Genomic DNA, 25,944 nt, shown 5'->3' on the forward strand with positions numbered 1-25,944 from the left:
ACAGCACAGACGTATACGATTCGTACATAGGAGGGAACCCCGTTGAACAGATATCTGATCGTTGCGGATGACTTTACCGGCGCCAATGACACAGGCGTACAGCTGAAGCGGCGGGGCGTCCCCACCAGCGTGGTTTTCTCCAGCGACTTTATCGCCTCCGAGGGCTCCTTCGTCCTGGACACCGAGTCCAGGGCCCTGGGGCCGGAGGAGGCTGCCGCCGCGGTCCGCGCCGGACTGAAGGGCGTGGACCTGACGTCCTTCGGCCGGGTGATGAAAAAGGTGGACTCCACTCTCCGGGGCAGCGTGGCCGCCGAGATCAAGGCCGTGGATCAGCTGTACGGCAGCGAGCTGGTGGTCTTTGCCCCGGCCCTGCCCGACCTGGGCCGCACCACGGTGGGGGGCGTGCACCTGCTCAAGGGAATCCCCATCACCCGCACCGAGCTGGCCAAGGACCCCAAGACCCCTGTCACGGAGGACAACATCACCAAGCTGCTTCAGGCGGTGTACGATGAGCCGGTGACCCATATCTCCGAGGACAAGGTGTCCGCCGGGGAGATCGACTTCTCCGGCGGCCGGGTCTTCACCTGCGACAGCGCCACCAACGCGGACCTGCGCTCTGTCATCCGGGCGGCTGTGGCCACCGGGAAGCGGACGCTGTGGGTGGGCACCGCCGCCATGGCGGACCATCTGCTGGGCGTGGAGGTGGACGTGCCCCCGGCCCTGGCCGTGGTGGCCAGCGTCAGCGCCGTCAGCCGGGAGCAGGTCAACTTTGCCGCCGGGGAGGGCATCCCCCTGGTCAGCGTGCCCATTCCCGAGCTGCTCACCGGCGAGCAGAAGCTGGAGACCTACGTGGAGCAGACCGTGGCGCTGCTGAAGGAGGGCAAGGACGCCATCCTGGCCTCCTCCGCCTCCTGCAACCGGGCCGAGCTGGACCGCTCGGTGGCGGTGGGCGAGAAGCTGAACCTGAACCGGGAGCAGGTCAGCGGCTACACCCAGATGGTCATGGGCAGGATGACCCGGCTCATCCTGGAACAGACCCCGGTGTCCGGCCTGTTCCTCACCGGCGGCGACACCGCCCTGGGCTTCTTCATGGAGGCCCGGAGCCTGGGCTCCTCCATTGTCACCGAGATCGCGGTGGGCATCCCCATGATGCGCCTGTCCGGCGGTCCCTTCGCCGGGCTGAAGGTGGTCACCAAGGCGGGCGCCTTCGGCAAGGAGGACGCCATCACCTTTGCTCTGAGAAAACTGAAGGAGGTGATCCCCGAGTAATGGCTCGTTTTGGCATTACCATGGGCGATCCCTGCGGGATCGGCCCGGAAATCATTCTGAAAGCGCTGAAAACCAGAGGCGACTACCTGGACCGCTGCCTGGTCTTCGGCAGCGCCGCGCTGCTGGCGCACTACAACGAGAAGTTCGGCTACGGCTTTACCATCCGTACAGTCTCCCACGGGGCGGAGGCGGCAGACGGCTGCCTCAACGTGGTGGACCCCAATCCCATCGCCCTGGAGGACATTACGGTGGGTAAGGTCTGCGCCACAGGCGGCAAGTGCGCCTTCCTCTACGTGAAGGCGGCCATTGACGCGGCCCTGGCCAAGGAGATCACCTCCGTGGTCACCGCCCCCCTCAACAAGGAGGCCCTCCACCTGGCCGGGTACAACTACGCCGGCCACACGGAGATCTTTGGCGAATTCACCCACGGCGACCATTTCGCCATGCTGCTGTGGAGCGACAAGCTGAAGGCCATCCATGTCACCACCCACGTCTCCCTCCGCCAGGCCTGCGACCTGTGCACCAAGCAGCGGGAGATGGACGTGATCCACCTGGCCTGGGACACCCTGAAAAAGGTGGGATACGAGAATCCCCGCATCGCGGTGGCCGGCCTCAACCCCCACGCGGGCGAGAACGGCATCTTTGGCGACGAGGAGATCAAGGAGATCGGCCCCGCCGTGGAGGCCTGCAAGGCCGAGGGCATCAACGTCACCGGACCCGTGCCGCCGGACACCGTGTTCCTGCGGGCGGTAAAGGGCGAGTTCGACATGGTGGTGGCCCAGTACCACGACCAGGGGCACATCCCCCTGAAGATGCTGGCCTTTGACTCGGGCGTCAACATCACCGTTGGCCTGGACGTGGTGCGCACCAGCGTGGACCACGGCACTGCCTTTGACATTGCGGGCAAGGGCATTGCAAAAGAGGACAGCCTGCTCAAGGCCATTGAGATCGGCGAGAAGCTCTGAGAAACATAGACGGTCGTACGCGGGGCGGCGATCAGGACCGCCCCCACCATTCTCTCTTACGTGGGGCGCGGCTCCTGCGCCGCCCTGTATTGCCGTCCAACACAGTGAAGGAGGAAATACCCATGCCCGTCATTCAGTTCCCTTATGGCAAGGAGACCCTGTCCATCGACATCCCTCAGGAGCGGCTGAGCGCCGTCCTGACCTCCGAGATGCACGACTACAAGCCTGAGCTGTCCCAGGAGGAGCTGGTCTGCCAGGCCCTGGAGCACCCCATCGGCACCCCCAAGCTGTCCGTCATGGCTGAGGGCAAGAAGAAGGTGGTGGTCATCGCCAGCGACCATACCCGTCCCGTGCCCAGCAAGATCATCATGCCCCAGATGCTCGCTGAAATCCGCAAGGGCAACCCCGACGCCGACATCACCATCCTCATCTCCACCGGCTGCCACCGTGAGACCACCAAGGAGGAGCTCATCAACAAGTTCGGCCCCGAGATCGTGGAGAAGGAGAAAATCGTGGTCCACGACTGCGACGATCCCACTCAGGTCAGCCTGGGCAAGCTGCCCTCCGGCGGCGAGCTGATCATCGACCGCCTGGCTGTGGAGACCGACCTGCTGGTGGCCGAGGGCTTCATCGAGCCCCACTTCTTCGCCGGCTTCTCGGGCGGCCGCAAGAGCATCCTGCCCGGCATCGCCAGCCGCAAGACCGTCATCTACAACCACAACGCCGAGTTCATCGCCAGCGACCGGGCCCGCACCGGCATCGTGGACGGCAACCCCATCCACATCGACATGCTCTACGCCGCCCGGGCCGCCCATCTGGCCTTTATCTGCAACGTGGTCATCAACTCCGACAAGGAGGTCATCTACGCCGTCTCCGGCGACGTGGACCAGGCCCACATCGCCGGTCGTGAGTTCCTCAGCTCCAAGTGCAAGGTGGACGCCGTCATGAGCGACATCGTCATCTCCACCAACGGCGGCTACCCCCTGGACCAGAACATCTACCAGGCCGTCAAGGGCATGACCGCGGCCGAGGCCACCGTCAAGGAGGGCGGCGTCATCATCATGATGGCCAAGTCCAACGACGGCCACGGCGGCGCCGAGTTCTACAAGACCTTCAAAGAGGAGAAGGACCTGAAGCGGATGATGGCCACCTTCCTGGCCACCCCCAAGGACCAGACCCGCATTGACCAGTGGCAGTCCCAGATCTTCGCCCGCCTGCTCATGCGCGCCACCGTCATCTACATCTCCGACGCCCCCGACGACATGGTGTCCGACCTGCACATGATCCCCGCCCACTCCCTGGAGGAGGCCCTGAAGAAGGCCGAGGAGATCGTGGGCAACCCCAACGCCAGCATCTGCGCCATCCCCGACGGCGTGTCCGTCATCGTCATCTGAGCCTGAACCGGCAGACAAAATTCAACGGGAGCCCGCCGCCGCAGGTGCGGCGGCGGGCTTTTCCACTTCAGGGGGAATATATGTGAAAAAAGTTGTCCTGATTCCCGACTCCTTCAAGGGCACTCTGTCCTCCGCCCAGATCTGCGAGATCATCGGCGGCAAGGTGGCCGAGCACTTCCCCGGCTGCCAGGTGGTGTCCATCCCCGTGGCCGACGGCGGCGAGGGCAGCGTGGACTGCTTCCTCACCGCCCTGGGCGGCGAGAAGGTGAAGGTCACCGTCAAGAACCCCTACTTTGAGGACATGGAGGGCTTCTACGGCCTCATCGACAACGGCGAGACCGCTGTCATCGAGATGGCCGCCTGTGCCGGCCTGCCCCTGGTGGAGGACCGGAAGGACCCCCGCAAGACCACCACCTACGGCGTGGGCCAGCTGATCCTGGCCGCGGCGGCCAGGGGCGTGAAGAAGATCATCGTGGGCCTGGGCGGCAGCTCCACCAACGACGGCGGCTGCGGCGCGGCCGCCGCTGTGGGCGTGAAGTTCTACAACGACAAGGGCGAGACCTTTGTGCCCACCGGCGGTACCACCCATGAGATTGCCCGCATCGACATGTCCGGCCGGGACAAGAGCCTGGAGGGCGTGGAGATCGTCACCATGTGCGACATCGACAACCCCATGTACGGCCCCACCGGCGCCTCCCACGTGTTCGGCCCCCAGAAGGGCGCCGACCCGGAGATGGTCCTCTTCCTGGACGAGGGAATCAAGCACCTGGCCGAGGTCATCCAGCGGGATCTGGGCCAGGATATCGCCCTCATGCCCGGTTCCGGCGCCGCCGGCGCCATGGGCGCGGGCATGGTGGCCTTCTTCGGCTCCCGGCTCCAGATGGGCATTGAGACCGTGCTGGACACCGTCCGCTTTGCCGACGTCATCGCCGACGCCGACATGATCTTTACCGGCGAGGGCAAGATCGACAGCCAGTCCCTCCGGGGCAAGGTGGTCATCGGCGTGGCCAAGCGGGCCAAGCTCCAGAACGTGCCCGTCACCGTCATCGTGGGCGGCGCGGACAACGACATCGACCCGGCCTACGGCATGGGCGTCACCGCCGTGTTCTCCATCAATCGCCTGCCCGAGGACTTCTCGGTCTCCCGGTACAAGAGCGTGGAGAATATGACCCTCACCGCTGACAATGTCCTCCGCCTTATCAAGGCGGCGGAGCAGCTGAAGGGCTGAGCATCCGGAATACAAAAAACGGAAGGCCGTGAGGCCTTCCGTTTTTTTATGATTTCCACCGCAGAGCCCGGAGCGCGTCCTTCTGTTCCGGGGTGATGCGGTAGCTCTCCACCGCCTTCTGGATGGTCTTGTTATGGGTCCACTGGTCCAGCCGGCGGAGTGTCAGATAGGGGAGGGCGGCGTCGTACTGCTTGGCCAGGGCGGTGGCGAAGTACCAGGCCACCATCATCCGCACATAGTACTCCTCGCTCCTCACCTCCGCCGCCCAGTCCAGGTACTCCGGGCGGAAACACTCGTCCAGATAGAGGGACAGCAGCATCTCCAGGCCGAAGCGGACGGTGTAGGTGTCCCCGCTGTCCAGCCAGCGCCGGATCTGCCCGGGGAGCTGGGGCGGGTGGGAGCGGAAGGCCCTGGGGGAGAGCAGGTCGCAGGTGGCCCAGTTGTCCACATGGGGGAGAAAGGTATCCAGTCCTGCCACTGTCTCCTCATAGCCGGACCGGGCGCACAGGAGCAGGCCGTGGAGGTTGTTCTCCTCGTAGTAGTGGTGGGGAAGCGTCTGGAGAAATGCCTCCGCCTCTGCCGTGCCCTTCAGCTCCTTTGCCAGCTTCCGCAGGGCGGGCATCCGCACACCGATGACCCGCTCCGGGTCCACGGTGGGCATCAGCTTGGCCTGAAACTGCCGGTAGTCCAGATCCTGGAGGGCAAACAGCTTTTCCTGTATGGTGTCCATATCCATACCCCTTCCGCTGTGATGTGCTCCCAGTATAGCACAGAATCCGCGGTATGTCAGGCCTGTTCCTTCCAACCCCGGTTCCGGAGCTTGCACACGCCCTGGGTCATGGTGCCCATGGGACAGAAGGAGCACCAGGTTCTGGGCCGGTAGAGGACCATGACAATGAGGCCGATGAGCAGGGAGGTGAGCATCAGGCTGTAGAAGCCGAAGCTGAACTGGGCCACCCAGTCGGGGACCATACCGGCGGTATAGGTCCAGCCCCAGGGCACCCGGATGGTCCAGAAGAGCTTGATGACCTCACGCAGGGAGGAGGCTCCGGCAAAGACCAGCCAGGTCTGGAACAGCATGTTGCCGAACATGGCCAGGAAAAAGACCAGGAATCCGTACCGGAAACCCTTGGAGGCCATCCAGCGGGGCGCGGGCTTTCCGCGGGACAGCTTCAGCCGTCCTCCCAGGAGGGAGAAGAGCTGTCCCCGTCCGCACAGGTTGTTGCAGAAAAACTTGTTCCCCCCAAAAATGGCCAGGGCCAGGGGGAGGAGAAAGTCGATCATGCCCAGCCAGGCAAACAGGATGTTGAAAAAGCCCAGGGCAAAGAACAGAATGGACCAGAGCCAGAGATAGTCGTACCAATGTGTCTTTTTCACGCCTGACCCTCCCGTTCCAGCAGTGTAATGCAGTCCGCAGGGCAGACCTTGGCGCATTTTCCGCACCCCACGCAGCGGACCGGCTCCACCGCAGCAAAGCAGCCCCGATGGACCGCCACAGCGCCTCTGGGACATTCCTTTGCACAGGCCCCACAGGCCACGCAGCGCGACCGATTCACCTCAGCAACTCGTTTTGACAGCATACAGACCTCCAAAACTCTCTGATTTCAGGCGGGCAGACAGACAGACGCCCCCCGGTTCCAGTACAGTATACCGGAACCGGGGGGCGGTGTATGTGACTGTCTTACACTTCAGGTCAGGGCGCGCAGCTTTTCCCGGTCGGTGACCGTCACCTTGCCCCGGCTGAGGGATACGATGCCCTCCTGGGAAAAGTAGCGGAGCACCTTGGTGACCACCTCCCGGGCGCTGCCGATGCACCGGGCGATCTCGTCGTGGGTAAGGGGGATGACCGGGCCGTTTCGCAGCATCTCATCCCACAGAAAGATGGCCACACGCCGGTCAATGCCCATAAAGAGGATCTGCTGTATGGTCCACATGATATCGGAGAACCGCTCGCTGGCTGTCTTATAGAGAAAAAGCTCGGCCCTGGGGTGGTTCTGGAGGATAGGGGACAGGATGGCCGACGGGATGGTGACGGCCTGGGTGTCCTCCATGGCCTCAATCAGCACGTCGAACACAATGGCGTCCATCAGGCAGGAGGAGGACATGACGCACAGTTCTCCCGCTCTTACCCGGTAAAGGGTGACCTCCCGGCCCTCTTCGGAGAGAAGATACACCCGCAGCTGGCCGGACAGGAGCAGAAGCAGGCCCTGGCACTCCTGGTCTGCCCGGTGGGTGACCGTGCCCTTGGGCACGGCGGCGGAGAGAAGGCTCCGTTTCAGGGTATCCTGCTCTTCGGCACTGAGCTCCGGCCAGAAGGGGAGGGTATGGGCCAGCAGATGTTCCGGATTGTCCATGGTTATCACCTCGGTTGGCCTGACGGCGAAGGATATCCCCATTATACGTGATTTTCATGCCGGATACAACGGCATGGGGAAAGAGAAAAAATTTGAGCGGGATACTTGACAGGACAGGGTGCCGTGGCTATAATGAACATTGTTCATATTGGAGGTCGGGCCATGAATACCGTTGTCACATCCAAAGAGGAGATCCTTGCCGCCAGCCGGGAGCTGATCCGCAGCCGGGGCTGGTCCGCGGTCAGCATCCGCTCCGTGGCGGGCGCCTGCGGCGTGTCGGTGGGGTCCATCTACAACTACTTTGCCTCCAAGGCCGATCTGGTGTCCGCCACGGTGGAGAGCGTCTGGTGCGACATCTTCCACCTGCCGGAGCAGGAGGAGGTGTTCCGGGACACCCTGGCCTGCGTCTCCTGGATCTACGGGCGCATGGAGTACGGCTGCCGGGCGTATCCCGGGTTCTTCACCCTCCACTCCATGGGCTTTCTGGGCATGGAGAAGGCCGGCGGCAGACAGCGGATGGAGCAGACCTGGCAGCACATCCTGGGGGGACTGTGCGCCGTACTGAAGCGGGACCCCAAAGTCCGGACTTGCGCCTTTGACGGTGAATTCACGGCGGAAAAGTTTGCGGACATCCTGTTTTCCCTCTTCCTGTCCGCCCTGCTCCGGGAGGACTACGACCCGTCCCCCGTCCTGGAGCTGATCCGGAGAACCGTCTACTGATTGTCCCCGGAGCCTTGAAGCAGAATATACCCCGCTCTCCCATCTTTCCGGGCCTGTGGCCCGGGGATGGGCGCGGGATTTTTTTAGAGTCAAAATGAACAGCGTTCAGATAAGGAGCGATATGATATGAAAGTACAGAAGAATACCCTCCTGCTGCTGGCCTGCCTGGTGTGGGGGGCGGCGGGATTCAATATCCTGCGGATCGGCGTCCTGGCCTACCCGGCCTATGTCACAGCGGTGAACCTGCTGCTGTCCGCCGTGGTCTTTGTGCTGTTCCAGCGCTTTGTCTTCGGGAGGCTGGTGAAAAAGCACACCGGCCGCATTGCGGGCATGGAGGAAAAACCCCAGTTTTTTCTGAAATTTTTTGACGGAAAGGCCTTTGCCATCATGGCGGTGATGATGACCGGCGGCATCGGCCTGCGGGCCTCCGGCCTGGCGCCGGAGCGGTTTATCGCCGTGTTCTACTCCGGCCTGGGGGCGGCCCTGCTGCTGGCCGGGTGCCTGTTCGGCCGGAACTACGGGAGGGCGGTCCGTGCGGCAGCGTGCGGTTGATATAGAGAAAGAACGAAAAACAAGGAAAGGAACATTACCATGCAGGCAATTGCAGAGACCCTGTTTGACGTGGTCTATCTCATTTCAGTCATTACCATCGGTATCCTCATGATCCGGGGCAGCGGAGGCCGGAACCAGTACCGGCTCTTCGGCGTGATGGCCGTGGTGCTGGGGGCGGGGGATGCCTTCCACCTGGTGCCCCGGGCGGTGGCCCTGTGCACCACCGGTCTGGAGCACTACACCGTACCCCTGGGGCTGGGCAAGTGGATCACCTCCATCACCATGACCATCTTCTATGTGCTCCTCTACTATGTCTGGCGGCAGCGCTATCAGATTCAGGGAAAACACGGCGTCACCGCTGCCGTGTACATCCTGGCTGGGCTGCGGATTTTCCTGTGCATGATGCCCCAGAACGACTGGCTCAGCGCCTCCGGACCTCTGTCCTGGGGTATCTGGCGGAACATCCCCTTTGCTCTGCTGGGTGTGCTGATTATCGTCCTGTTCTACCGCAGCGCCGGGGAACGGAACGACCGGGCCTTCCGCTGGATGTGGCTGACCATTGTCCTCAGCTTCGCCTTCTATATCCCGGTGGTCCTCTGGGCCGACGTGGTGCCCATGATCGGCATGCTGATGATCCCCAAGACCTGCGCCTATGTGTGGACCGTGCTCATCGGCTACCAGGCCATGACGAACGAAAAATAAGGAGGAATTCTGTATGAAACGCTATGCCAATACTGCCGTGGCCTACGCCGTGATCGCCATGATCTTCGGCGTGTTCTACCGGGAGTTCACCAAGTTCAACGGCTTCACGGGCCGCACTGTGCTCTCCGCCATCCACCCCCACTACTTTGTCCTTGGCGTGGCCTTTTTCCTGCTGCTCCTGCTGCTGGAGAAGGCCGTGGGATTTTCCGGCGCCGGTACGGGAAAGGTTCTGGCCGTGTACCACGTGGGCCTGAACCTGACCGGCCTGACCCTGCTGCTCCGGGGCGTGGTCCAGGTGCTGGGGACCAGCCTGTCCTCCGCCCTGAACGGCGCGCTCTCCGGCGTGGCGGGCATCGGCCATATCCTGCTGGGGATCAGCCTGCTGCTGATTCTCCTCCAGATCCGGAAGTCCGTGTCTGCCGGAACGTAAACCGCCTCACAAAAGAGCCGCCCGGGTGCACTATGTGCGCCCGGGCGGCCGTCTGTATGGACAGGGAACAAACATAAGGACGTGCCGGACAGGAATAGGATACCTTACCATGCAGAAAAATGGAGGGTGATGGTATGCTGACAGCATGGCTGCTTCTGATGCTCAACGGGCTCTTCGTCACACTGCGGCTCTCCGGGGGGAACGGGGGCTCCTTCCCGCGGCCCCTGAAGGCGGAGGAGGAGCGGATGTACCTGGAGCGCTGCGCCGCCGGGGATCTGGAGGCCCGGAACGTCCTGATCGAGCACAATCTCCGCCTGGTGGCCCACATCATCAAGAAGTATTACACCCAGACCGACGACCAGGACGACCTGATCTCCATCGGCACCATCGGGCTCATCAAGGGGATCTCCACCTTCAAGGCGGATAAGAACGTGCGCCTGGCCACCTATGCCAGCCGGTGCATTGAAAATGAAATTTTGATGCATTTCCGCAGCCGGAAGAAGATGCAGGGGGAGGTGTCTCTGTCGGACACGCTGGAGGCGGACGGGGACGGGAGTTCCCTCTCCCTGATGGATGTTATCAGTGTGGACGACGACATGCTGGACAATCTGGACGCCCGGGAGTCCTGCATCAAGGTGCGCCGGTGCGTGAGGGACTGCCTGAACGAGCGGGAGGCCATGATCATCGGCCTGCGCTATGGCCTGGGCGGCCAGAACCCCCTGACCCAGCGGGAGATCGCCGCCCGCTGCGGCATCTCCCGGTCCTATGTATCCCGCCGGAACTAATGTAAGTGAAACCCGGAACCCCTGTGGGACAAGGGGTTCCGGGTTTACAAAAAATTGCAGAAACAGACGGAATGTATCGCGCTTATTGTAAGCGGCAAAATACACAAAAACATGAGCTGCCATTTATCTGTTTTGCCGTATGAAAAAGCGCGGTCCGAACAGCGCTTATGCCTCCGGGAAGAACAGCTTCAGGTCGTCCTCCACGGTGCCGATTCCGGCGATGCCGAAGTTCTCCACCAGCACCTTGGCCACGTTGGGGCTGAGGAAGGCAGGGAGGGTGGGACCCAGGTGGATGTTCTTGACGCCCAGGTACAGCAGGGCCAGCAGAACAATGACGGCCTTCTGCTCATACCAGGCGATATTGTAGACAATGGGCAGGTCGTTGATATCGTCCAGGCCAAAGACCTCCTTCAGCTTCAGGGCGATGACCGCCAGGGAGTAGGAGTCGTTGCACTGACCGGCGTCCAGCACGCGGGGGATGCCGCCGATGTCGCCCAGGTTCAGCTTGTTGTACTTATACTTGGCGCATCCGGCGGTGAGGATCACGGTGTCCTTGGGCAGGGCCTTGGCGAACTCGGTGTAGTAGTCCCGGCTCTTGGCCCGGCCGTCGCAGCCTGCCATGACCACGAACTTCTTGATGGCGCCGCTCTTGACGGCCTCCACCACCTGATCGGCCAGGGCAAGCACCTGAGCGTGGGCAAAGCCACCCACAATCTCGCCGTTCTCAAGCTCGGTGGGGGGCGCGCACTTCTTTGCGTGCTCAATGAGAGCGGAGAAATCCTTCTGCTGGCCAATCTCACCGGGGATGTGCTTGCAGCCGGGGTAGCCCGCGGCACCGGTGGTATACAGCCGGTCCTTGTAGCTGTCCTTGGGGGGCACGATGCAGTTGGTGGTCATGAGAATGGGGCCGTTGAAGGACTCAAACTCCTCCTTCTGCTTCCACCAGGCGTTGCCGTAGTTGCCCACGAAGTTGGGATACTTCTTGAAGGCGGGGTAGTAGTGGGCGGGCAGCATCTCGGAGTGGGTGTACACGTCCACGCCGGTGCCCTGGGTCTGCTCCAGCAGCATCTCCAGATCCCGCAGGTCGTGGCCGGAGACCAGGATGCCTGGGTTCTTGCCCACGCCCAGCTTGACCTTCGTGATCTCGGGATTGCCATAGGCGGTGGTGTTGGCCTTGTCCAGCAGCGCCATGCCGGATACGCCGAACTTACCGGTCTCCAGGGTCAGGGCCACCAGATCGTCCACGGTCAGGCTGTCGTCCAGCGTGGCGGCCAGGGCCCGCTGGAGGAAGGCGTCCACCTCGGTGTCCTCCTGAAACAGGGCATTGGCGTGCTTGGAGTAGGCGGACAGGCCCTTGAGGCCGTAGGTGATCAGCTCCCTCAGGGAGCGGATGTCCTCGTCCTTGGTGGACAGGACGCCCACCTGGGCGGCCTTGGCCTCAAAGACGGACTCGTCCGCCGTCCAGACCGCGGCCTGAGGCAGCGCGTCCCTGTGCTCCACCTGGGACAGCAGCTTTTCCTTGGTGTCCAGAGTGGCATGGATGCGGGCCACAATGGATTCCTTGTCAAAATTGGCATTGGTAATGGTGGTGAACAGGTTCAGGGTGATCAGATGGTTGACCTCGTGGGGCACATCCTTACCCTCGGCACGCAGCCGGGTGGTCACGGCGGACAGCCCCTTGGTCACGTACACCAGCAGATCCTGCATGGCCGCCACGTCCGGCTTCTTGCCGCAGACGCCTGACATGGTGCAGCCCTTGCACCCGGCGGTCTCCTGACACTGATAACAAAACATCTTATTTTCCATCATGATTTTCTCCTCATAAACCCGTGGTTGGTTTCGTGCGGGGCAGGTCGCCCTTGACTTTCTGAGGGGAGTATACTATAGTCAGAACGATCTGTATGTTGTTAAAACAACAAAAGGAGCTTTTTTATGATGGATTTTATTGGACTGTCCAAGACAGCGCTGTTTCGCGGCGCCACGCCCCGGGAGGTGGAGGCCATGCTCTCCTGCCTGGGCGCAGAGGTGCGGCAGTCCTCCAAGGGCGCGATGATCTACCGCACAGGAGATGTGGTCACATCTCTGGGCGTGGTCCTGTCCGGCAGCGTACTGATTGAAAACGATGACCTGTGGGGCAATACCACCGTGCTGGACAGCATCGGGCCAGGGCAAATCTTTGCCGAGACCTACGCCTGTGCCTCCAGTGAGCCGCTGATGGTCAACGTGGTGGCCGCTGAGCCCACAGAGGTGCTGTTTTTGAATGTGGATCGGGTCCTCCGGGTGTGCTCCCATGCCTGCGACCACCACAGCAAGCTGATCCGCAATCTGCTCTCCCTCTCCGCCCAAAAGAACCTGAACCTCTCCCGGAAAATTTTTCACACCGCCTCCAAGTCCATCCGCGGGCGGCTGTTGTCCTATCTGTCCTATCAGGCCGTGCGCAGCGGGAGCCGCAGCTTTGCCGTCCCCTTTAACCGCCAGCAGCTGGCCGACTACCTCAACGTGGACCGCAGTGCGCTGTCAAACGAGCTGAGCAAGATGCAGAAGGAGGGACTGTTGAAGGTGGACAGAAACCGGTTTGAATTGCTGGGCGCCCACCGGCAGATGGAGTTTTAGAGGGGCAGGCCACAGCGGGGGCCTGAGATATGGGACATCAATTACTCCAAAGGAAGAAGAAAATTTTCGGGAATTTCTGGTCAGGTGGACGAAAAGTTCTTTTCAAGCATCTGAATATGTGGTATACTCCTAACCACAATATCGCTGACGCAGAAGGGCGGCTGCCCTGATGGGGAAGGGATGCAGATGGAACAGGCGGCCGATGCCGCTTTATTTGCGCACCCTTTTCCGGGTGCGCTTTTTTTGCGCCGGCGGAAGAGGAGGATATCTATGGAAGAGACCCGTGTGGCTCTGCTGGGCATCGTGGTGGAAAATCCGAACTCAGTGGAGCCACTGAACCAGCTGCTGCACCAGTACAAGGACTATATCATCGGTCGGATGGGGCTGCCCTACCGGAAACGGGAGATCAACATTATCAGCATCGTGCTGGACGCCCCGGGGGATGCCATCAGCAGCCTGTCCGGCAAGATCGGGATGCTGCCCGGTGTTACTGCCAAGGCCCTTTACTCCAAGCTGCCCGATGCGTGACCTTCTTGACAAGCTGTGTCTTCAGCGGTGGCTGAGCCGTGAGGAGTGGCGGACCCTGCTGGCCCGCCGGTATGACCTGGATCGGGAGGCGCTCTTTGCCCGGGCGCTGGCCGAGCGCCGCCGGTGGTACGGCGACCAGATCTATGTCCGAGGGCTTATTGAATGCAGCAACATTTGCAGAAACAACTGCCTGTACTGCGGAATCCGGCGAGACAACCGGCATGTGTCCCGTTACCGTCTGGACCGGGACACGGTCCTAGCCTGCTGTGAGAAGGGGTACGGCTGGGGATTCCGCACCTTTGTACTCCAGGGGGGCGAGGACCCCGGGCTCACCCCGGACCGGGTGGCGGAGACGGTGGCGGCCATCAAGGCCCGGTGGCCGGACTGCGCCGTGACCCTCTCTCTGGGAGAGTTTGAGCGGGAAGTGTACCAGCTGTGGTTTGACGCCGGGGCAGACCGGTATCTTCTCCGCCACGAGACGGCGGACAGCGTCCACTATGGAAAACTCCACCCGCCGGAGCTGACGCTGGAGCACCGGCTGGGCTGCCTGCGCACCCTGAAGGACATCGGCTACCAGGTGGGGGCCGGCTTCATGGTGGGCTCCCCCGGACAGACCGCGGACACCCTGGCGGAGGATTTCTGCTTCCTCCAGGACTTCCAGCCCCACATGATGGGACTGGGCCCCTTTATTCCACAGAAGGACACCCCCTTTGCCGGGGAACCGGCGGGCACACTGGAGGATACGCTGATCTTGCTCTCCCTGGTGCGGCTCACCCTGCCCCGCGTGCTGCTGCCCGCCACCACCGCTCTGGGGACAATCCACCCCCAGGGCCGGGAGCTGGGCATTCTGGCGGGGGCCAACGTGGTAATGCCCAACCTGTCGCCCCCCGCCGCCCGGGATAAGTACACCCTTTACGACAACAAGCTCCGCACCGGAGATGAGGCCGCCGAGCACCTGGCTGGTCTGCGGAAACGTCTGGCCGCCATCGGCTGCACCGTGGCCGTCCACCGGGGAGACTTTCCCAATCATCAATAAGAGAGAGAAAAACTGACGGGGAAGGGACCCACCCTGACCCAAAAGAAAGGAAGTAATCCCAATGTACGATCCCAAATCCAGAAAAGCAGAGGACTTTATCGACCACCAGGAGATCCTGGACAGCCTGGCCTACGCCGACGCCCACAAGAATGATGCAGCCGTCATCGACGCCATTCTGGAGAAGGCCAAGCTGCGCAAGGGACTGACCCACCGGGAGGCCTCGGTGCTGCTGGCCTGTGAGCTGGAGGACAAGAATCAGGAACTCTATGACCTGGCCAAGCAGATCAAGAAGGACTTCTACGGCGACCGCATCGTCATGTTTGCGCCCCTGTACCTGTCCAACTACTGCGTCAACGGTTGCCTCTACTGCCCCTACCACGCCAAGAACAAGCACATCCCCCGCAAGAAGCTGACCCAGGAGGAGATCAAGGCGGAAGTCATCGCCCTCCAGGACATGGGCCACAAGCGGCTGGCCTTGGAGGCGGGGGAGGACCCGGTGAACAATCCCCTGGAGTACATTCTGGAGTCCATCAAGACCATCTACTCCATCAAGCACAAGAACGGCGCCATCCGCCGGGTGAACGTGAACATTGCCGCCACCACGGTGGAGAACTACCGCAAGCTGAAGGAGGCCGGGATCGGCACCTACATCCTGTTCCAGGAGACCTACCACAAGGAGAGCTATGAGAAGCTCCATCCCACCGGGCCCAAGAGCAACTATGCCTACCACACCGAGGCCCACGACCGGGCCATGGAGGGGGGCATCGACGACGTGGGCCTGGGGGTGCTCTTCGGCCTGGAGCTGTACCGCTATGAGTTTGCCGGCCTGCTGATGCACGCCGAGCACCTGGAGGCGGTGTTTGGGGTGGGGCCCCACACCATCAGCGTGCCCCGGGTGTGCCCCGCCGACGATATTGACCCCAATGCCTTTGACAACGGCATCTCCGACGACATCTTTGCCAAGATCGTGGCCTGTATCCGGGTGGCGGTGCCCTACACCGGTATGATCATCTCCACCCGCGAGAGCCAGAAGGTGCGGGAGCGGGTACTGGGCCTGGGTATCTCCCAGATCTCCGGCGGCTCCCGCACCAGCGTGGGCGGCTATGTGGAGAAGGAGCCGGAGGAGGAGTCCTCCGCCCAGTTCGACGTGTCCGATAGCCGCACCCTGGATCAGGTGGTCCGCTGGCTCATGGAGCTGGGCTATGTGCCCTCCTTCTGCACCGCCTGCTACCGGGAGGGCCGCACCGGCGACCGGTTCATGTCCCTGTGTAAGGCGGGGCAGATCCAGAACTGCTGCCTGCCCAACGCCCTGATGACCCTGAAGGAGTATCTGGAGGACTACGCCGCCCCCGAGACCCGTGCGGTGGGCGAGAAGGTTATCGCCCGGCAGCAGGCCTACATCACCAATCCCAAGGTGAAGGAGATTGTGGCCGACCGTCTGGTGAAGATCGCCCAGGGCGAGCGGGATTTCCGTTTCTGAGGAGGGAGCGCCATGAGTCTGAACGCCACCCCCGCCGGCGAGCGGGTCCACATTGCCTTTTTCGGCCGGCGCAACGCCGGCAAGTCCAGCCTGGTCAACGCCTTCACCGGCCAGGATCTGGCCATCGTGTCCGACGTGAAGGGCACTACCACCGACCCGGTGTACAAGGCCATGGAGCTGCTGCCCCTGGGCCCGGTGCAGATCATCGACACCCCGGGAATTGACGACGAGGGCGCCCTGGGGGAGTTGCGGGTGAAAAAGACCCGCCAGGTACTGAACAAGACCGACCTGGCCATCCTGGTGGCCGATGCCACCGCCTCTCTGGGCAAGGCGGAGGAGGATCTGCTCTCTCTCATCAAGGACAAGGGTATCCCCTATCTGCTGGCCTGGAACAAGGCCGATCTGCTGGAGGCAGTGCCGGAGGAGGGGGAGAACACCCTGTGGGTCAGCGCCCTCACCGGCCTGCACATCCACGAGCTGAAGGAGAAGGCCGCCCGTCTGGCGGGACAGGAGGGCCCCAAGCGGCCCCTCATTGCCGATCTGCTCCGGACCGGGGATACGGTGGTGCTGGTGGTGCCCATCGACAAGGCTGCCCCCAAGGGACGGCTGATTTTGCCCCAGCAGCAGACCATCCGGGATGTGCTGGAGGCCGGGGCCTCCGCTCTGGTGTGCCGGGATACCGAGCTGGCCATCACTCTGGATGGGATGGCCAGGCCGCCCCGGCTGGTGGTCACCGACAGTCAGGCCTTTGCCAAGGTGGCCAAGATCGTGCCGGAGTCAGTGCCTCTCACCTCTTTCTCTATCCTCATGGCCCGGTACAAGGGGGACCTGCCCCTCACTGTGGCGGGTGCTCAGACGATATATGACCTGAAGGATGGGGACAAGGTGCTCGTTGCCGAGGGCTGTACCCACCACCGCCAGTGCGAGGATATCGGCACAGTGAAGCTGCCCCGCTGGATCCATGAGGCCACAGGCGTGAATCCGGACTATACCTTCTGCTCCGGCCGGGAGTACCCGGAGGACTTAAGCCCCTATAAGCTGGTGATCCACTGCGGAGGCTGCACACTGGGGGAGCGGGAGATGAAGTACCGCCAGCGTTCTGCCGCTGACCAGGGGATCCCCATCACCAACTACGGCATCCTCATTGCCTTACTCAACGGCATCCTGGCGCGGACGGTGGCGCCCTTTCCGGATGTGAACGGCCTGCTGAAAGGCGCCAGCGACAGGACCGCCCAAAATATCTGAGGGGGACCTGATTTCTATAAAATGATTGGAAAGAGCGGTTTGTGGTCCCAATCGGGCGCCGTAAGATCAGAAGAACAAAAAATCCGCTGGGAGCGTATGCTCCCGGCGGATTTTTGCTGTGTTTCAGCGATTTTACGGTAAAGGTGGACGAAATCCGTTTGAATTGCTGGATGCCCGCCGGCAGATGGCGTTTTAGAGGGAATTACAGCTCCAGATTTCCCGTTGCCGGGTTATCAATGAGCTTGCCCTCTTCGGTGAAGCGGGAGCCGTGGCAGGGGCAGTCCCAGGTGTGCTCCTGAGGGTTCCACTTCAGCGCACAGCCCAGGTGCGGGCAGCGCCTAGAGGTGGGGGTCAGCAGGCTGACCATGGCCTCCAGGCCGTTGACAGCCAGCTGGGGGCGGAGAATGGAGCGGGAAGGGGAGAACACATCTGTATAAGGATTCTTCTTCCCCTGGACAAGGTCGCTCAAAATCATGGCGGAGACCATGGAGAAGGTCATCCCCCACTTGTTGAAGCCGGTGGCCACATAGAGATGGGAGGTGGAGACAGAATAGGGGCCGATATAGGGGACACCGTCCAGGCTCATGCAGTCCTGGGTGGCCCAGTGGTACTTCTCTGCGGCGTTGGGGTAATACCGCCCGGCAAAGTCCCGCAGCTCCTTCCAAGCACCGCCCTGCTTTCCGGTGCGGTGGCCCCCGCCGCCAATCAGTAGCAGGTCTCCGTAATTGCGGAAGGACAGGCCGTCCTCTGCCTCGTCGATATACATGCCGTCCACATTCGCGGCGTGCTCCAGCGCGATAACATAGGAACGGCGCTGATACAGCTTGATAAAATAGCTGCCGTGCTTGTTGAGAAAAGGGAAGTGGGTGGCCACGATGATGTTCTTTGCAGTAATCTTGCCACGGTCCGTCACTGCCGTGGTGCCAATCAGTTCCTGCACCGGGGTATGCTCGTAAATATGCAGGCCCTTTGAGATGGCGGAGACGAATTTCAACGGGTGGAACTGGGCCTGGTTTGAAAATTTGACGGCGCCCGCCGTGGAGAAGGGAAGGGGCAGATGCTCCGCAAATTCCCCGTGGAAGCCCAGTTTTTCCAGGGCGGCCATCTCCTGCTCCAGTTTCCGGCGGTCGTTCAGAGCGTAGACGTAGGCGCTCTTTTCCTCAAAGTCGCAGTCGATGCCGCGGCACAGCACCCGGTACTTCTGAAGCGCCTCCTGGTTGGCAGAGAGGTATCCCTTTGCGCGCTCAACGCCCAAGGTCCGAATCAGCTTATTATAGATTAGCCCATGCTGGCTGGTGAGCTTGGCGGTGGTGTTTTTTGTAATACCGCTGCACATTGTTTCCGCCTCCGCCAGCAAATACGGTACCCCGGCATGATGCAGCAGATAGGCGCACAAAACGCCTGCCATACCGCCGCCGATGATCAGCACATCGGTATTCACATCGCCCTCCAGGGGCGCAAAGTTCGTATGCTCCCAGGTCCGCTCCCATAATGATGTCATACGTTTCCTCCAAATGATCATGTTACAGGTAGTCTTTTTCAAAAGAAGAAAACTATGCCCCAATTGTTTGAATTCATCCTGGTCAAGCGATGGCAGAGCGGTACGGCTGGAGTGGCAGTACAGAACCCGTTATGCCCATGGAATCCGGCTTCTGATGCCGCGGACAGGCAAGTCCTCCTTTTCGTGGACATAGGAATAGAGAGATCACAGGAAAGGAGTGAGCGGATTGAAAAGGCGAGAGGTTCAGGTCCGGTGTGAGTTCAGCGGAAAAGAGGACGCGCGGGAGATCATTTGCCGCTCTTTTCGGCTTTTTCTCAGCCGGAGTATTCAAAGCGCGGTACAATTGCCATGATGAATGGCAGCTTATCTCAGGAGGCATAGCATGTACTTAGAGATAAGCAATCCCATGGACTACCATGCGGCCTTATATATCAGACTGTCAAAGGAGGATGAGAGCGAGGGACCATCCCAGAGCGTCCAGAACCAGGAGTCCCTGCTGCGGGAGTTCGTCCAGCAGCACCGGCTGACCGTTTTCGACACCTATGTGGACGACGGCTGGAGCGGCACGAATTTTGACCGTCCCAGCTTCCAGCGCCTGATCGCCGACATTGAGGCCAAGAAGGTCAATATGGTCATCACCAAGGACCTCTCCCGCCTGGGACGCGACTACATCATGACCGGCCACTACATGGAGCGGTACTTCCCGGAGCACCGGGTGCGGTACATCTCCCTGCTGGACGGCATCGACACCGGCGTGGACTCCACCGCCAACGACATTACGCCCTTCCGGGCCATCATGAACGACATGTATGCCAAGGACATCTCCAAGAAGATTAAGAGCGTCAAGCGTGATAAACAGCGGAAGGGGGAGTTCATCGGCGGCAAGCCGGTGTACGGCTACAAGATGCACCCCACGGAGAAAAACAAAATCGTCATTGACGAGAAAGTGGCCCCCATTGTGCGGCGGATTTTCGCTCTGGCTCTGGACGGCATGAGCTCCCGGAACATCGCGGTGCTCCTCAACCGGGAGGGGATACCTACCCCGGCCGCTTACGCCAATCTGCCGGTGGCAAAGCCCGGCCCCTACACCGGCCTGTGGAGCAGTGAGCGCATCTCCGAGATGCTGCAGAACGAGACCTACATCGGCAACATGGTGCAGGGACGCAGCGTGAAGATCAGCTACAAGTCCAAGAAGTGCCTGAAGCAGGACCCGGCCAACTGGGTGGTGGTGGAGGGCACCCACGAGCCTCTGGTGGACGCGGAGTCCTTCCACAGGGTGCGGATGCTGCTCAACAGCCGCAAGCACACCAGAAGCCGGACCTACGACTTCCTCCTCAAGGGCCTGATCTTCTGCCATGAGTGCGGCTATCCGCTGGCGGTCATCAACCGGAAGAACACCAGGGGAGAGGACGTGCTCTACTTCGTCTGCCGCACCTACCAGAGGTTCACCAAGGCGGGGGTGTGTACCTGCCACTCCATCAAGGAGAAGACGGTGACCGACGCGGTAATCGCCAGAGTGCAGGAGGTGTGCCGGGGCTTTCTGAACCCGGAGGAGCTGCTGCCCATGGCGCGGGAGGCGGTAGAGGAGGCCAGGAAGCAGAGCAGCCTGGAGGCGGAGCTCCAGGCCCTTCAGTCCAGAATCGACAGCCTCACCGCCAGCATGGACCGGGTGTACGCCGACCGGCTCAGCGGCCTGCTGCCTGAGGAGGACTTTCAACGGCTCTTCAACCGGTTGAAGCTGGACCGCAAGCTGCTGGAGGAGCGGCGGCAGGAGATGGAGCTGCAGAAAAAGAGCCCGGTCACAGTGGATGACCGGGCGAGAGAACTGGTGGAGCGGTTTATCCAGACGGCGGGAGAGAGCCGGGAACTGCTGGTGAGCCTCATCGAGCGGGTGGAGCTCACCGAGGACAAGGAAATCATCATCAAGTTCCGCTTCGCCCAACTGGACGAAGTGGCCCAAAGCCAGCAGCCGCAAGGGAGTGCGCCGCCTGAAGCGGCGCCGTTTTTCACCGGCGAATGCTTGCATTAGTTCAGGCGGAATGTATCCCGCATTGAGAAAAAGGCGCTCCAGAAGCTGGAACAGGCCATGGAGGAGCCGACGGGAAAGGGGAAAAAGAAGGACTGAGACAGCAAAAGCACCGTGCACCTCCGCACATACGGCGGAGAGCACGGTGCTTCCTGCGTTTTCTGTTTTGAACGCGCTGTCCATCAGGCGCCCTGCTGGGCCTCATGGGCTGGCAGGGGGATCTCCGGCATCAGCTCGTCGCTGACAATGGCCAGCATCTCCTCCAGCTTGGCGCAGTCGGCGGGGGAGAACCGCTCCGCGATGCGGCCCATCACCTTGCGCACGTAGTCGTTGCTGATATTGTAGTAGTCAATATACTTCTGGGTGGGGCGCAGGTGATACTCCCGCTTGTCGTGCTCGGACTGGATCTTCTCCACATAGCCCTTTTTGATCAGGCTGTTGACCTTGTAGGCGGCGTTTGGGGGGGAGATTTTCATGAACGAGGCAAATTCATTGATGGTGGGCAGGCGCAGGGCCTGGATGGCCTCCATACAGAAGGTCTCCACCGTGGTGAGACTGGCCTCCCGGCTCTGAAAGCGCTCAAAGATTTCGCGATAAAAATGCAGTTTGAATTTTGTATACACGTCCTGAAACCGCTGTTCCAGCATCATTTCCGCCTCCATCAGACAGAGCCCGGCCGCAGCCGGACAAAAATTCGCTTCTGTGCCTGGGAAAAAACGCGCCGGGAGTGTATCCAGACACTATTGTATCAAAACGGGGCGGAAAGAGCAACCTTACTTCCCGGCGTCGGCTATGGCAAAGACCAGCTCCGCCGTGGCGGCGGTCTCGCCGCCCACAGTGGCCACGGCCTCGCCGATGCCCACAGGGCCCTTCCGCTTGGTCAGGGTGCACTTGAGCTCCAGCACGTCCCCGGGCACCACCTGGCGCTTGAACCGGGCGTTCTTGATGCCGCCGAACAGGGCCAGCTTGCCCCGGTTCTCCGGCACGGACAGAAGGGCCACCGCACCCACCTGGGCCAGGGCCTCGATGATGAGCACGCCGGGCATGACGTGCTTCTGGGGGAAATGGCCGCAGAAGAACTGCTCGTTGACGGACACGCACTTGATGCCCTGGGCCCACTGGCCCTCCTCGCCGTCGGTGATGCGGTCCACCAGGGCGAAGGGGTAGCGGTGGGGCAGGATCTCGGCGATCTGATTGGAATTGAGCTGCATTACGCTTCCTCCCATCTCTTCAGCAGAATGCTGGCGTTGTGGCCGCCGAAGCCCAGGGAGTTGGACATGGCGTACCGCAGGTCGGCCTCCCGGCCCTCGTTGGGCACCACGTCCAGGTCGCACTCCGGATCGGGGACCTGGTAGTGGATGGTGGCGGGGGCAAAGCCCTCCTTCAGGGACAGGGCGGTGAAGATGGCCTCCACAGCGCCCGCCGCGCCCAGCATGTGGCCGGTCATGGACTTGGTGGAGCTCATCATCAGCTCCTTGGCGTGGGCGCCGAACACCGTCTTGACGGCGGCGGTCTCGCCGCTGTCGTTCAGGTGGGTGGAGGTGCCGTGGGCGTTGATGTAGTCCACCTCGTCGGGGGACACACCGCCGTCGGCCAGGGCGATGGCCATGGCCCGTGCGCCGCCCTCTCCGCTGGGGGCGGGGGCGGTCATGTGGTGGGCATCGCAGGTGGCGCCGTAGCCCACCAGCTCGGCGTAGATCTTGGCGCCCCGGGCAACGGCGTGGGAGTACTCCTCCAGCACCAGGATGCCCGCGCCCTCGCCCATGACAAAGCCGCTCCGCTCCGCATCAAAGGGGATGGAGGCCCGGTCCGGGTCGGTGGACGTGCAGAGGGCCTTCATGGAGGTGAAACCGCCGATGGCCAGGGGGGTGACGGCGGCCTCGGCGCCGCCGCACAGCATCACGTCGGCGTAGCCGTCCCGGATGTAGTGGAAGGCGTCGCCCACGGCGTTGGTGCCGCCGGCGCAGGCGGTGACAGGGCAGGTGCACATGGCCTTGCAGTTGTGGGCGATGGCGATGAGGCCGGCGGCCATGTTGGAGATGGCCATGGGGATGTAGAAGGGGGACACGCGGTCAAAGCCCTTCTCCGTGCCCTTGGCGTGCTCGGCCTCGGTGACGTCCAGGCCGCCGATGCCGCTGGAGACGATCACGCCCCGGCGGCAGGGGTCGTCGGAGGCCAGGTCCAGACCGCTGTCAGCCACGGCCTCCTTGGCGGCGGCCATGGCCAGCTGGGTGTAGCGGGCCATCCGCTTGGCCTCCTTCTTGTCCAGGACGGACTCGGGGTCCCAGTCCTTGACCTCGGCGGCCAGCTTGACCTTCTGGTTTTCGGTGTTGTAGCGGGTGATAGGGGCCACGCCGCACTTGCCCGCGCGGACGGCAGCCCAGCTCTCGGGCACGGTGTGCCCGATGGGGGTGACGGCCCCCAGGCCGGTGATGACCACTCGGCGTTTTTCCATAATAACCTCCAATTTCAACACAGCGCTAGGCGGCGGCTCACATGGACATGCCGCCGTCCACTGCCAGCACCTGACCGGTGATGTACCCGGCCTCGTCCGAGGCCAGGAAGGCCACGGCGTTGGCCACGTCCTCCGCCGCGCCCAGCCGGGCCATGGGGATGGAGGCCAGAATGGCCTCCTTGGCCTTGTCGGGGAGCACGGCGGTCATATCGGTGTCGATAAAGCCGGGGGCCACCGCGTTGACGGTGATGTTCCGCCCGGCCAGCTCCTTGGCCAGGGACTTGGTCATGCCGATGACGCCCGCCTTGCTGGCGGCGTAGTTGACCTGACCGGCATTGCCGCGGAGGCCCACCACGGAGCTCAGGGAGATGATGCGGCCGTGGCGCTGCTTCATCATGGGCCGGACGGCGGCCTTCATGCAGAGGAAGGTGCCCTTCAGGTTGGTGTCCACCACGGCGTCGAAGTCCTCCTCCTTGAGGAGCATGAGCAGGTTGTCCCGGGTGATGCCGGCGTTGTTGACCAGGATGTCGATGGCGCCGAACTGCTTCAGGGCGGCGTCGAACAGGGCCTTGACGGCGTCGGCGTCGGCCACGTTGCCCTGGACGGCCAGGGCCTGGACGCCAAGGGCCTGGCACTCGGCCACGGTCTGGTCGGCGGCGGCGGTGTTGCCGGCAAAGGACAGGACGATATTGCAGCCCCGGCGGGCCAGCTCCAGGCACACGGCCTTGCCGATGCCCCGGCTGCCGCCGGTGACGATGGCGGTTTTTCCGGTGAGGCTCATCAGGATTCTCCTTTCAGGGCCGCGGTGAGGGCGTCCAGGTCGGCGCAGGTCTCCACGGCGAAGGTGCGGATGGCGGGGCAGGTCTTGCGGACGAAGCCGGAGAGCACCTTGCCCGGGCCGATCTCCACGATGGTGTCCACCCCAAGGGCCTCCATGCGGCGGATGGTGTCCTCCATGCGGACGGAGGACTGGACCTGCCGCTCCAGCAGGGCGGGGATGGTGTCGCCCTCACCCATCTCATGGCCCAGGCAGTTGAAGAGCACAGGGAAGGCCATGGGGCCGAACTCCACGGAGCGGAACCGCTCCGCCAGGGCGTCCCCGGCGGGCTTGAGGAGGGAGGTGTGGAAGGGGCCGCTGACCTTCAGGGGCAGGGCCCGCTTGGCGCCCAGCTCCTTGGCCAGGGCGGCGGCCTTCTCCACGGCGGCCTTCTCGCCGCCGATGACCAGCTGGCCGGGGCAGTTGTAGTTGGCAATCTCCACCACGCCCAGGCTGGCGGCCTGATCGCAGGCGGACTGGAGGGCGGCCACGTCCAGGCCCAGCACGGCCATCATGGCGCAGTCCATGCCCTGGGCGGCCTGGGTCATCGCCTTGCCCCGGAAGGCCACCAGGGACACCGCCTCAGGGGCGGAGAACACGCCGGCGGCGTGGAGGGCGGAGTACTCGCCCAGGCTGAGCCCGGCGGCATAGTCGGGCCTGATGCCCCGCTCATAGAGCAGGGCGGTGACGCCGGCGGCAAAGGCCACCATGGCGGGCTGGGTGTAGGCGGTCTGGTTGAGGACACCGGCGGCGTCGGTGAAGGAGACCTCCTTCAGGTCAAAGTCCACCTGCTCGGCCGCGCTGTCCAGCAAGGCGCGGAAGGCGGGATAGGCTTCGTACAGGTCAGCGCCCATGCCGGGGTGCTGGCTGCCCTGTCCGGCGTACAGAAAGGCCAGGCTCACAGGTCGTTCACCAGACCTTTCACGCACTTCTGGTAGTCGGCGTACAGCTCCTCCAGGATGGCCCGCACGGGGCGGATCTCGTGGAGCTGGCCGGCCACCTGGCCCGCCATCAGGCTGCCCATCTCGGTGTCGCCGTCAAAGACGGCCCGGCGCAGGGAGCCCAGGGTCAGCTTCTCGCGCTCGGCCAGGGGGATGTTCTCCTTCTCCATGCGGACATACTCCCGGGCCATCTTGTTCTTGAGCACCCGGACGGGGGCACCGGTGGTGCGGCCGGTGACGATGGTGTCGGTGTCGGTGGCCTTGAGCAGGGCCTGCTTGTAGTTGGGGTGGATGGGGCACTCCTCGCTGACCAGCAGGCAGGTGCCGATCTGGACGCCGCAGGCGCCCAGGGCATAGGCGGCGGCCAGCTGGCGGCCGCTGGCGATGCCGCCGGCGGCGATGACGGGCACGTCCACCGCGTCCACCACCTGGGGCACCAGGGCCATGGTGGTCATCTCGCCCACGTGGCCGCCGCTCTCGGTGCCCTCGGCGATGACGGCGTCGATGCCGTACCGGGTGAGGCGCTTGGCCAGCACGGCGGCAGCCACCACGGGGATGACGATGATGCCCGCCTCTTTCCAGGCGGGGATGTACTTGCCGGGGTTGCCGGCGCCGGTGGTGACCACCTTCACGCCCTCCTCAATGACCACCTTGGCCATCTCGTCCACGGAGGGGTTCATCAGCATCAGGTTGACGCCGAAGGGCTTGTCGGTGAGGGCCTTGCAGCGGCGGATGTTCTCCCGCAGGCTGTCGGCGTTCATGCCGCCGGAGCCGATGAGGCCCAGGGCGCCGGCGTTGGATACGGCGGCGGCAAACTCGCCGGTGGCGATGTTGGCCATGCCGCCCTGAATAAAGGGAAACTCCGTTCCCAACAGTTCGTTGAGTTTCATAAAAATCCCCATT

At 62.6% G+C, this 25,944-nt stretch carries 27 protein-coding genes; 15 read left to right on the forward strand and 12 right to left on the reverse strand.

Features of this window, described 5'->3' with window-relative positions; translation table 11 throughout:
* The first annotated feature begins 42 nt into the window (after positions 1-42).
* From WMO64_RS03460 to WMO64_RS03475, 4 genes are all read left to right on the forward strand, one after another.
* On the forward strand, positions 43-1,269 hold the full coding sequence (locus WMO64_RS03460) for a four-carbon acid sugar kinase family protein (RefSeq protein ID WP_349231022.1): 1,227 nt from the start codon (positions 43-45) through the stop codon (positions 1,267-1,269).
* Positions 1,269-2,234, forward strand: coding sequence for a 4-hydroxythreonine-4-phosphate dehydrogenase PdxA (gene pdxA / locus WMO64_RS03465; RefSeq protein ID WP_349231023.1), 966 nt, complete (start codon positions 1,269-1,271; stop codon positions 2,232-2,234). Before WMO64_RS03460 ends, pdxA begins: the two co-directional genes overlap by 1 nt.
* A gap of 122 nt (positions 2,235-2,356) precedes the next feature.
* Positions 2,357-3,628, forward strand: coding sequence for a nickel-dependent lactate racemase (gene larA, locus WMO64_RS03470; RefSeq protein WP_349231024.1), 1,272 nt, complete (start codon positions 2,357-2,359; stop codon positions 3,626-3,628).
* Positions 3,629-3,710: 82 nt separating this feature from the next.
* Positions 3,711-4,856: a glycerate kinase family protein gene (locus WMO64_RS03475; RefSeq protein ID WP_349231025.1), complete on the forward strand. Its 1,146-nt coding sequence runs from the start codon at positions 3,711-3,713 to the stop codon at positions 4,854-4,856.
* Positions 4,857-4,902: 46 nt separating this feature from the next.
* On the opposite strand, the gene WMO64_RS03480 is transcribed toward WMO64_RS03475, so the two are convergent.
* The 4 genes from WMO64_RS03480 to WMO64_RS03495 all read right to left on the reverse strand — a co-directional run bounded on the left by WMO64_RS03480 (position 4,903) and on the right by WMO64_RS03495 (position 7,210).
* Complete coding sequence (locus WMO64_RS03480; RefSeq protein ID WP_349231026.1) at positions 4,903-5,592, reverse strand: DNA alkylation repair protein; 690 nt, start codon at positions 5,590-5,592, stop codon at positions 4,903-4,905.
* A gap of 50 nt (positions 5,593-5,642) precedes the next feature.
* Positions 5,643-6,233 (reverse strand): 4Fe-4S binding protein, encoded by a 591-nt coding sequence (locus tag WMO64_RS03485; protein WP_349231027.1) that lies wholly within the window; start codon positions 6,231-6,233, stop codon positions 5,643-5,645.
* Entirely contained in the window at positions 6,230-6,436 is a 207-nt protein-coding gene (locus WMO64_RS03490; RefSeq protein WP_294519391.1) for a 4Fe-4S binding protein, read from the reverse strand. The genes WMO64_RS03485 and WMO64_RS03490 overlap by 4 nt, the downstream gene beginning before the upstream one ends.
* 108 nt (positions 6,437-6,544) lie before the next feature.
* A complete protein-coding gene (locus WMO64_RS03495; RefSeq protein ID WP_349231028.1) occupies positions 6,545-7,210 on the reverse strand; it encodes a Crp/Fnr family transcriptional regulator in 666 nt (221 codons plus the stop codon).
* Positions 7,211-7,372: 162 nt separating this feature from the next.
* Here WMO64_RS03495 and WMO64_RS03500 point away from each other — a divergent pair, with 162 nt between their 5' ends.
* The 5 genes from WMO64_RS03500 (at position 7,373) to sigK (ending at position 10,399) form a co-directional block, all read left to right on the forward strand.
* On the forward strand, positions 7,373-7,930 hold the full coding sequence (locus WMO64_RS03500; protein WP_349231029.1) for a TetR/AcrR family transcriptional regulator: 558 nt from the start codon (positions 7,373-7,375) through the stop codon (positions 7,928-7,930).
* Positions 7,931-8,056: 126 nt separating this feature from the next.
* Positions 8,057-8,482, forward strand: a complete 426-nt coding sequence (locus WMO64_RS03505) for a hypothetical protein (RefSeq protein WP_349231030.1) — start codon at positions 8,057-8,059, stop codon at positions 8,480-8,482.
* A gap of 39 nt (positions 8,483-8,521) precedes the next feature.
* Positions 8,522-9,184 (forward strand): hypothetical protein, encoded by a 663-nt coding sequence (locus WMO64_RS03510; protein WP_349231031.1) that lies wholly within the window; start codon positions 8,522-8,524, stop codon positions 9,182-9,184.
* A gap of 13 nt (positions 9,185-9,197) precedes the next feature.
* A complete protein-coding gene (locus WMO64_RS03515) occupies positions 9,198-9,614 on the forward strand; it encodes a DUF2871 family protein (RefSeq protein WP_349231032.1) in 417 nt (138 codons plus the stop codon).
* Positions 9,615-9,748: 134 nt separating this feature from the next.
* Entirely contained in the window at positions 9,749-10,399 is a 651-nt protein-coding gene (sigK, locus tag WMO64_RS03520; protein ID WP_349231033.1) for an RNA polymerase sporulation sigma factor SigK, read from the forward strand.
* A gap of 165 nt (positions 10,400-10,564) precedes the next feature.
* Here sigK and hcp read toward each other — a convergent pair whose 3' ends face one another.
* Positions 10,565-12,205: a hydroxylamine reductase gene (hcp, locus tag WMO64_RS03525; RefSeq protein WP_349231120.1), complete on the reverse strand. Its 1,641-nt coding sequence runs from the start codon at positions 12,203-12,205 to the stop codon at positions 10,565-10,567.
* Between the two features lie 129 nt (positions 12,206-12,334).
* Between hcp and WMO64_RS03530 the strand changes: the two genes are divergently transcribed.
* The 5 genes from WMO64_RS03530 (at position 12,335) to hydF (ending at position 17,301) form a co-directional block, all read left to right on the forward strand.
* Positions 12,335-13,012, forward strand: coding sequence for a Crp/Fnr family transcriptional regulator (locus WMO64_RS03530; protein ID WP_349231121.1), 678 nt, complete (start codon positions 12,335-12,337; stop codon positions 13,010-13,012).
* Between the two features lie 270 nt (positions 13,013-13,282).
* Positions 13,283-13,540: a TM1266 family iron-only hydrogenase system putative regulator gene (locus WMO64_RS03535; RefSeq protein WP_349231034.1), complete on the forward strand. Its 258-nt coding sequence runs from the start codon at positions 13,283-13,285 to the stop codon at positions 13,538-13,540.
* Positions 13,533-14,576 (forward strand): [FeFe] hydrogenase H-cluster radical SAM maturase HydE, encoded by a 1,044-nt coding sequence (hydE, locus tag WMO64_RS03540; RefSeq protein ID WP_349231035.1) that lies wholly within the window; start codon positions 13,533-13,535, stop codon positions 14,574-14,576. The genes WMO64_RS03535 and hydE overlap by 8 nt, the downstream gene beginning before the upstream one ends.
* A 61-nt stretch (positions 14,577-14,637) precedes the next feature.
* Complete coding sequence (hydG, locus tag WMO64_RS03545) at positions 14,638-16,056, forward strand: [FeFe] hydrogenase H-cluster radical SAM maturase HydG (RefSeq protein ID WP_349231036.1); 1,419 nt, start codon at positions 14,638-14,640, stop codon at positions 16,054-16,056.
* Positions 16,057-16,068: 12 nt separating this feature from the next.
* The gene (hydF, locus tag WMO64_RS03550) at positions 16,069-17,301 is read left to right on the forward strand and encodes a [FeFe] hydrogenase H-cluster maturation GTPase HydF (RefSeq protein WP_349231037.1); all 1,233 of its coding nucleotides are present in this window, start codon (positions 16,069-16,071) and stop codon (positions 17,299-17,301) included.
* 202 nt (positions 17,302-17,503) lie between these two features.
* On the opposite strand, the gene WMO64_RS03555 is transcribed toward hydF, so the two are convergent.
* Positions 17,504-18,802 carry an FAD-dependent oxidoreductase gene (locus WMO64_RS03555; RefSeq protein ID WP_349231038.1) on the reverse strand — a complete coding sequence of 433 codons (1,299 nt, stop codon included), beginning with the start codon at positions 18,800-18,802 and terminating at the stop codon, positions 17,504-17,506.
* Between the two features lie 382 nt (positions 18,803-19,184).
* On the opposite strand from WMO64_RS03555, the gene WMO64_RS03560 reads away from it, so the two are divergent.
* The gene (locus tag WMO64_RS03560; RefSeq protein WP_349231039.1) at positions 19,185-20,831 is read left to right on the forward strand and encodes a recombinase family protein; all 1,647 of its coding nucleotides are present in this window, start codon (positions 19,185-19,187) and stop codon (positions 20,829-20,831) included.
* Between the two features lie 179 nt (positions 20,832-21,010).
* On the opposite strand, the gene WMO64_RS03565 is transcribed toward WMO64_RS03560, so the two are convergent.
* The 6 genes from WMO64_RS03565 to WMO64_RS03590 all read right to left on the reverse strand — a co-directional run bounded on the left by WMO64_RS03565 (position 21,011) and on the right by WMO64_RS03590 (position 25,931).
* On the reverse strand, positions 21,011-21,475 hold the full coding sequence (locus WMO64_RS03565) for a MarR family winged helix-turn-helix transcriptional regulator (protein ID WP_040647801.1): 465 nt from the start codon (positions 21,473-21,475) through the stop codon (positions 21,011-21,013).
* A 126-nt stretch (positions 21,476-21,601) separates the two neighbouring features.
* Positions 21,602-22,039, reverse strand: coding sequence for a 3-hydroxyacyl-ACP dehydratase FabZ (gene fabZ / locus WMO64_RS03570; RefSeq protein WP_294517389.1), 438 nt, complete (start codon positions 22,037-22,039; stop codon positions 21,602-21,604).
* Positions 22,039-23,283: a beta-ketoacyl-ACP synthase II gene (gene fabF / locus WMO64_RS03575; RefSeq protein ID WP_349231040.1), complete on the reverse strand. Its 1,245-nt coding sequence runs from the start codon at positions 23,281-23,283 to the stop codon at positions 22,039-22,041. Before fabF ends, fabZ begins: the two co-directional genes overlap by 1 nt.
* Positions 23,284-23,320: 37 nt before the next feature.
* Positions 23,321-24,064 (reverse strand): 3-oxoacyl-[acyl-carrier-protein] reductase, encoded by a 744-nt coding sequence (fabG, locus tag WMO64_RS03580; RefSeq protein ID WP_349231041.1) that lies wholly within the window; start codon positions 24,062-24,064, stop codon positions 23,321-23,323.
* Positions 24,064-25,002 carry an ACP S-malonyltransferase gene (gene fabD, locus WMO64_RS03585; protein ID WP_349231042.1) on the reverse strand — a complete coding sequence of 313 codons (939 nt, stop codon included), beginning with the start codon at positions 25,000-25,002 and terminating at the stop codon, positions 24,064-24,066. The genes fabG and fabD overlap by 1 nt, the downstream gene beginning before the upstream one ends.
* Entirely contained in the window at positions 24,999-25,931 is a 933-nt protein-coding gene (locus tag WMO64_RS03590) for a nitronate monooxygenase (RefSeq protein WP_294517379.1), read from the reverse strand. The genes fabD and WMO64_RS03590 overlap by 4 nt, the downstream gene beginning before the upstream one ends.
* Positions 25,932-25,944 lie beyond the last annotated feature (13 nt).

The sequence above is a fragment of the Pseudoflavonifractor intestinihominis genome (assembly GCF_040096055.1).
In the GTDB taxonomy this organism is placed as follows: Bacteria; Bacillota; Clostridia; order Oscillospirales; family Oscillospiraceae; genus Pseudoflavonifractor; species Pseudoflavonifractor intestinihominis.

Excerpts from the sequence above, each read along its gene's own strand:
- pdxA (WP_349231023.1), top strand. The coding sequence starts at position 1,269 with ATGGCTCGTTTTGGCATTACCATGGGCGATCCCTGCGGGATCGGCCCG.
- larA (WP_349231024.1), top strand. The coding sequence starts at position 2,357 with ATGCCCGTCATTCAGTTCCCTTATGGCAAGGAGACCCTGTCCATCGAC.
- WMO64_RS03480 (WP_349231026.1), bottom strand. The coding sequence starts at position 5,592 with ATGGATATGGACACCATACAGGAAAAGCTGTTTGCCCTCCAGGATCTG.
- WMO64_RS03490 (WP_294519391.1), bottom strand. The coding sequence starts at position 6,436 with ATGCTGTCAAAACGAGTTGCTGAGGTGAATCGGTCGCGCTGCGTGGCC.
- WMO64_RS03495 (WP_349231028.1), bottom strand. The coding sequence starts at position 7,210 with ATGGACAATCCGGAACATCTGCTGGCCCATACCCTCCCCTTCTGGCCG.
- WMO64_RS03500 (WP_349231029.1), top strand. The coding sequence starts at position 7,373 with ATGAATACCGTTGTCACATCCAAAGAGGAGATCCTTGCCGCCAGCCGG.
- WMO64_RS03505 (WP_349231030.1), top strand. The coding sequence starts at position 8,057 with ATGAAAGTACAGAAGAATACCCTCCTGCTGCTGGCCTGCCTGGTGTGG.
- WMO64_RS03510 (WP_349231031.1), top strand. The coding sequence starts at position 8,522 with ATGCAGGCAATTGCAGAGACCCTGTTTGACGTGGTCTATCTCATTTCA.
- WMO64_RS03515 (WP_349231032.1), top strand. The coding sequence starts at position 9,198 with ATGAAACGCTATGCCAATACTGCCGTGGCCTACGCCGTGATCGCCATG.
- sigK (WP_349231033.1), top strand. The coding sequence starts at position 9,749 with ATGCTGACAGCATGGCTGCTTCTGATGCTCAACGGGCTCTTCGTCACA.
- hcp (WP_349231120.1), bottom strand. The coding sequence starts at position 12,205 with ATGGAAAATAAGATGTTTTGTTATCAGTGTCAGGAGACCGCCGGGTGC.
- WMO64_RS03530 (WP_349231121.1), top strand. The coding sequence starts at position 12,335 with ATGGATTTTATTGGACTGTCCAAGACAGCGCTGTTTCGCGGCGCCACG.
- WMO64_RS03535 (WP_349231034.1), top strand. The coding sequence starts at position 13,283 with ATGGAAGAGACCCGTGTGGCTCTGCTGGGCATCGTGGTGGAAAATCCG.
- hydE (WP_349231035.1), top strand. The coding sequence starts at position 13,533 with ATGCGTGACCTTCTTGACAAGCTGTGTCTTCAGCGGTGGCTGAGCCGT.
- hydG (WP_349231036.1), top strand. The coding sequence starts at position 14,638 with ATGTACGATCCCAAATCCAGAAAAGCAGAGGACTTTATCGACCACCAG.
- hydF (WP_349231037.1), top strand. The coding sequence starts at position 16,069 with ATGAGTCTGAACGCCACCCCCGCCGGCGAGCGGGTCCACATTGCCTTT.
- WMO64_RS03555 (WP_349231038.1), bottom strand. The coding sequence starts at position 18,802 with ATGACATCATTATGGGAGCGGACCTGGGAGCATACGAACTTTGCGCCC.
- WMO64_RS03560 (WP_349231039.1), top strand. The coding sequence starts at position 19,185 with ATGTACTTAGAGATAAGCAATCCCATGGACTACCATGCGGCCTTATAT.
- WMO64_RS03565 (WP_040647801.1), bottom strand. The coding sequence starts at position 21,475 with ATGCTGGAACAGCGGTTTCAGGACGTGTATACAAAATTCAAACTGCAT.
- fabZ (WP_294517389.1), bottom strand. The coding sequence starts at position 22,039 with ATGCAGCTCAATTCCAATCAGATCGCCGAGATCCTGCCCCACCGCTAC.
- fabF (WP_349231040.1), bottom strand. The coding sequence starts at position 23,283 with ATGGAAAAACGCCGAGTGGTCATCACCGGCCTGGGGGCCGTCACCCCC.
- fabG (WP_349231041.1), bottom strand. The coding sequence starts at position 24,064 with ATGAGCCTCACCGGAAAAACCGCCATCGTCACCGGCGGCAGCCGGGGC.
- WMO64_RS03590 (WP_294517379.1), bottom strand. The coding sequence starts at position 25,931 with ATGAAACTCAACGAACTGTTGGGAACGGAGTTTCCCTTTATTCAGGGC.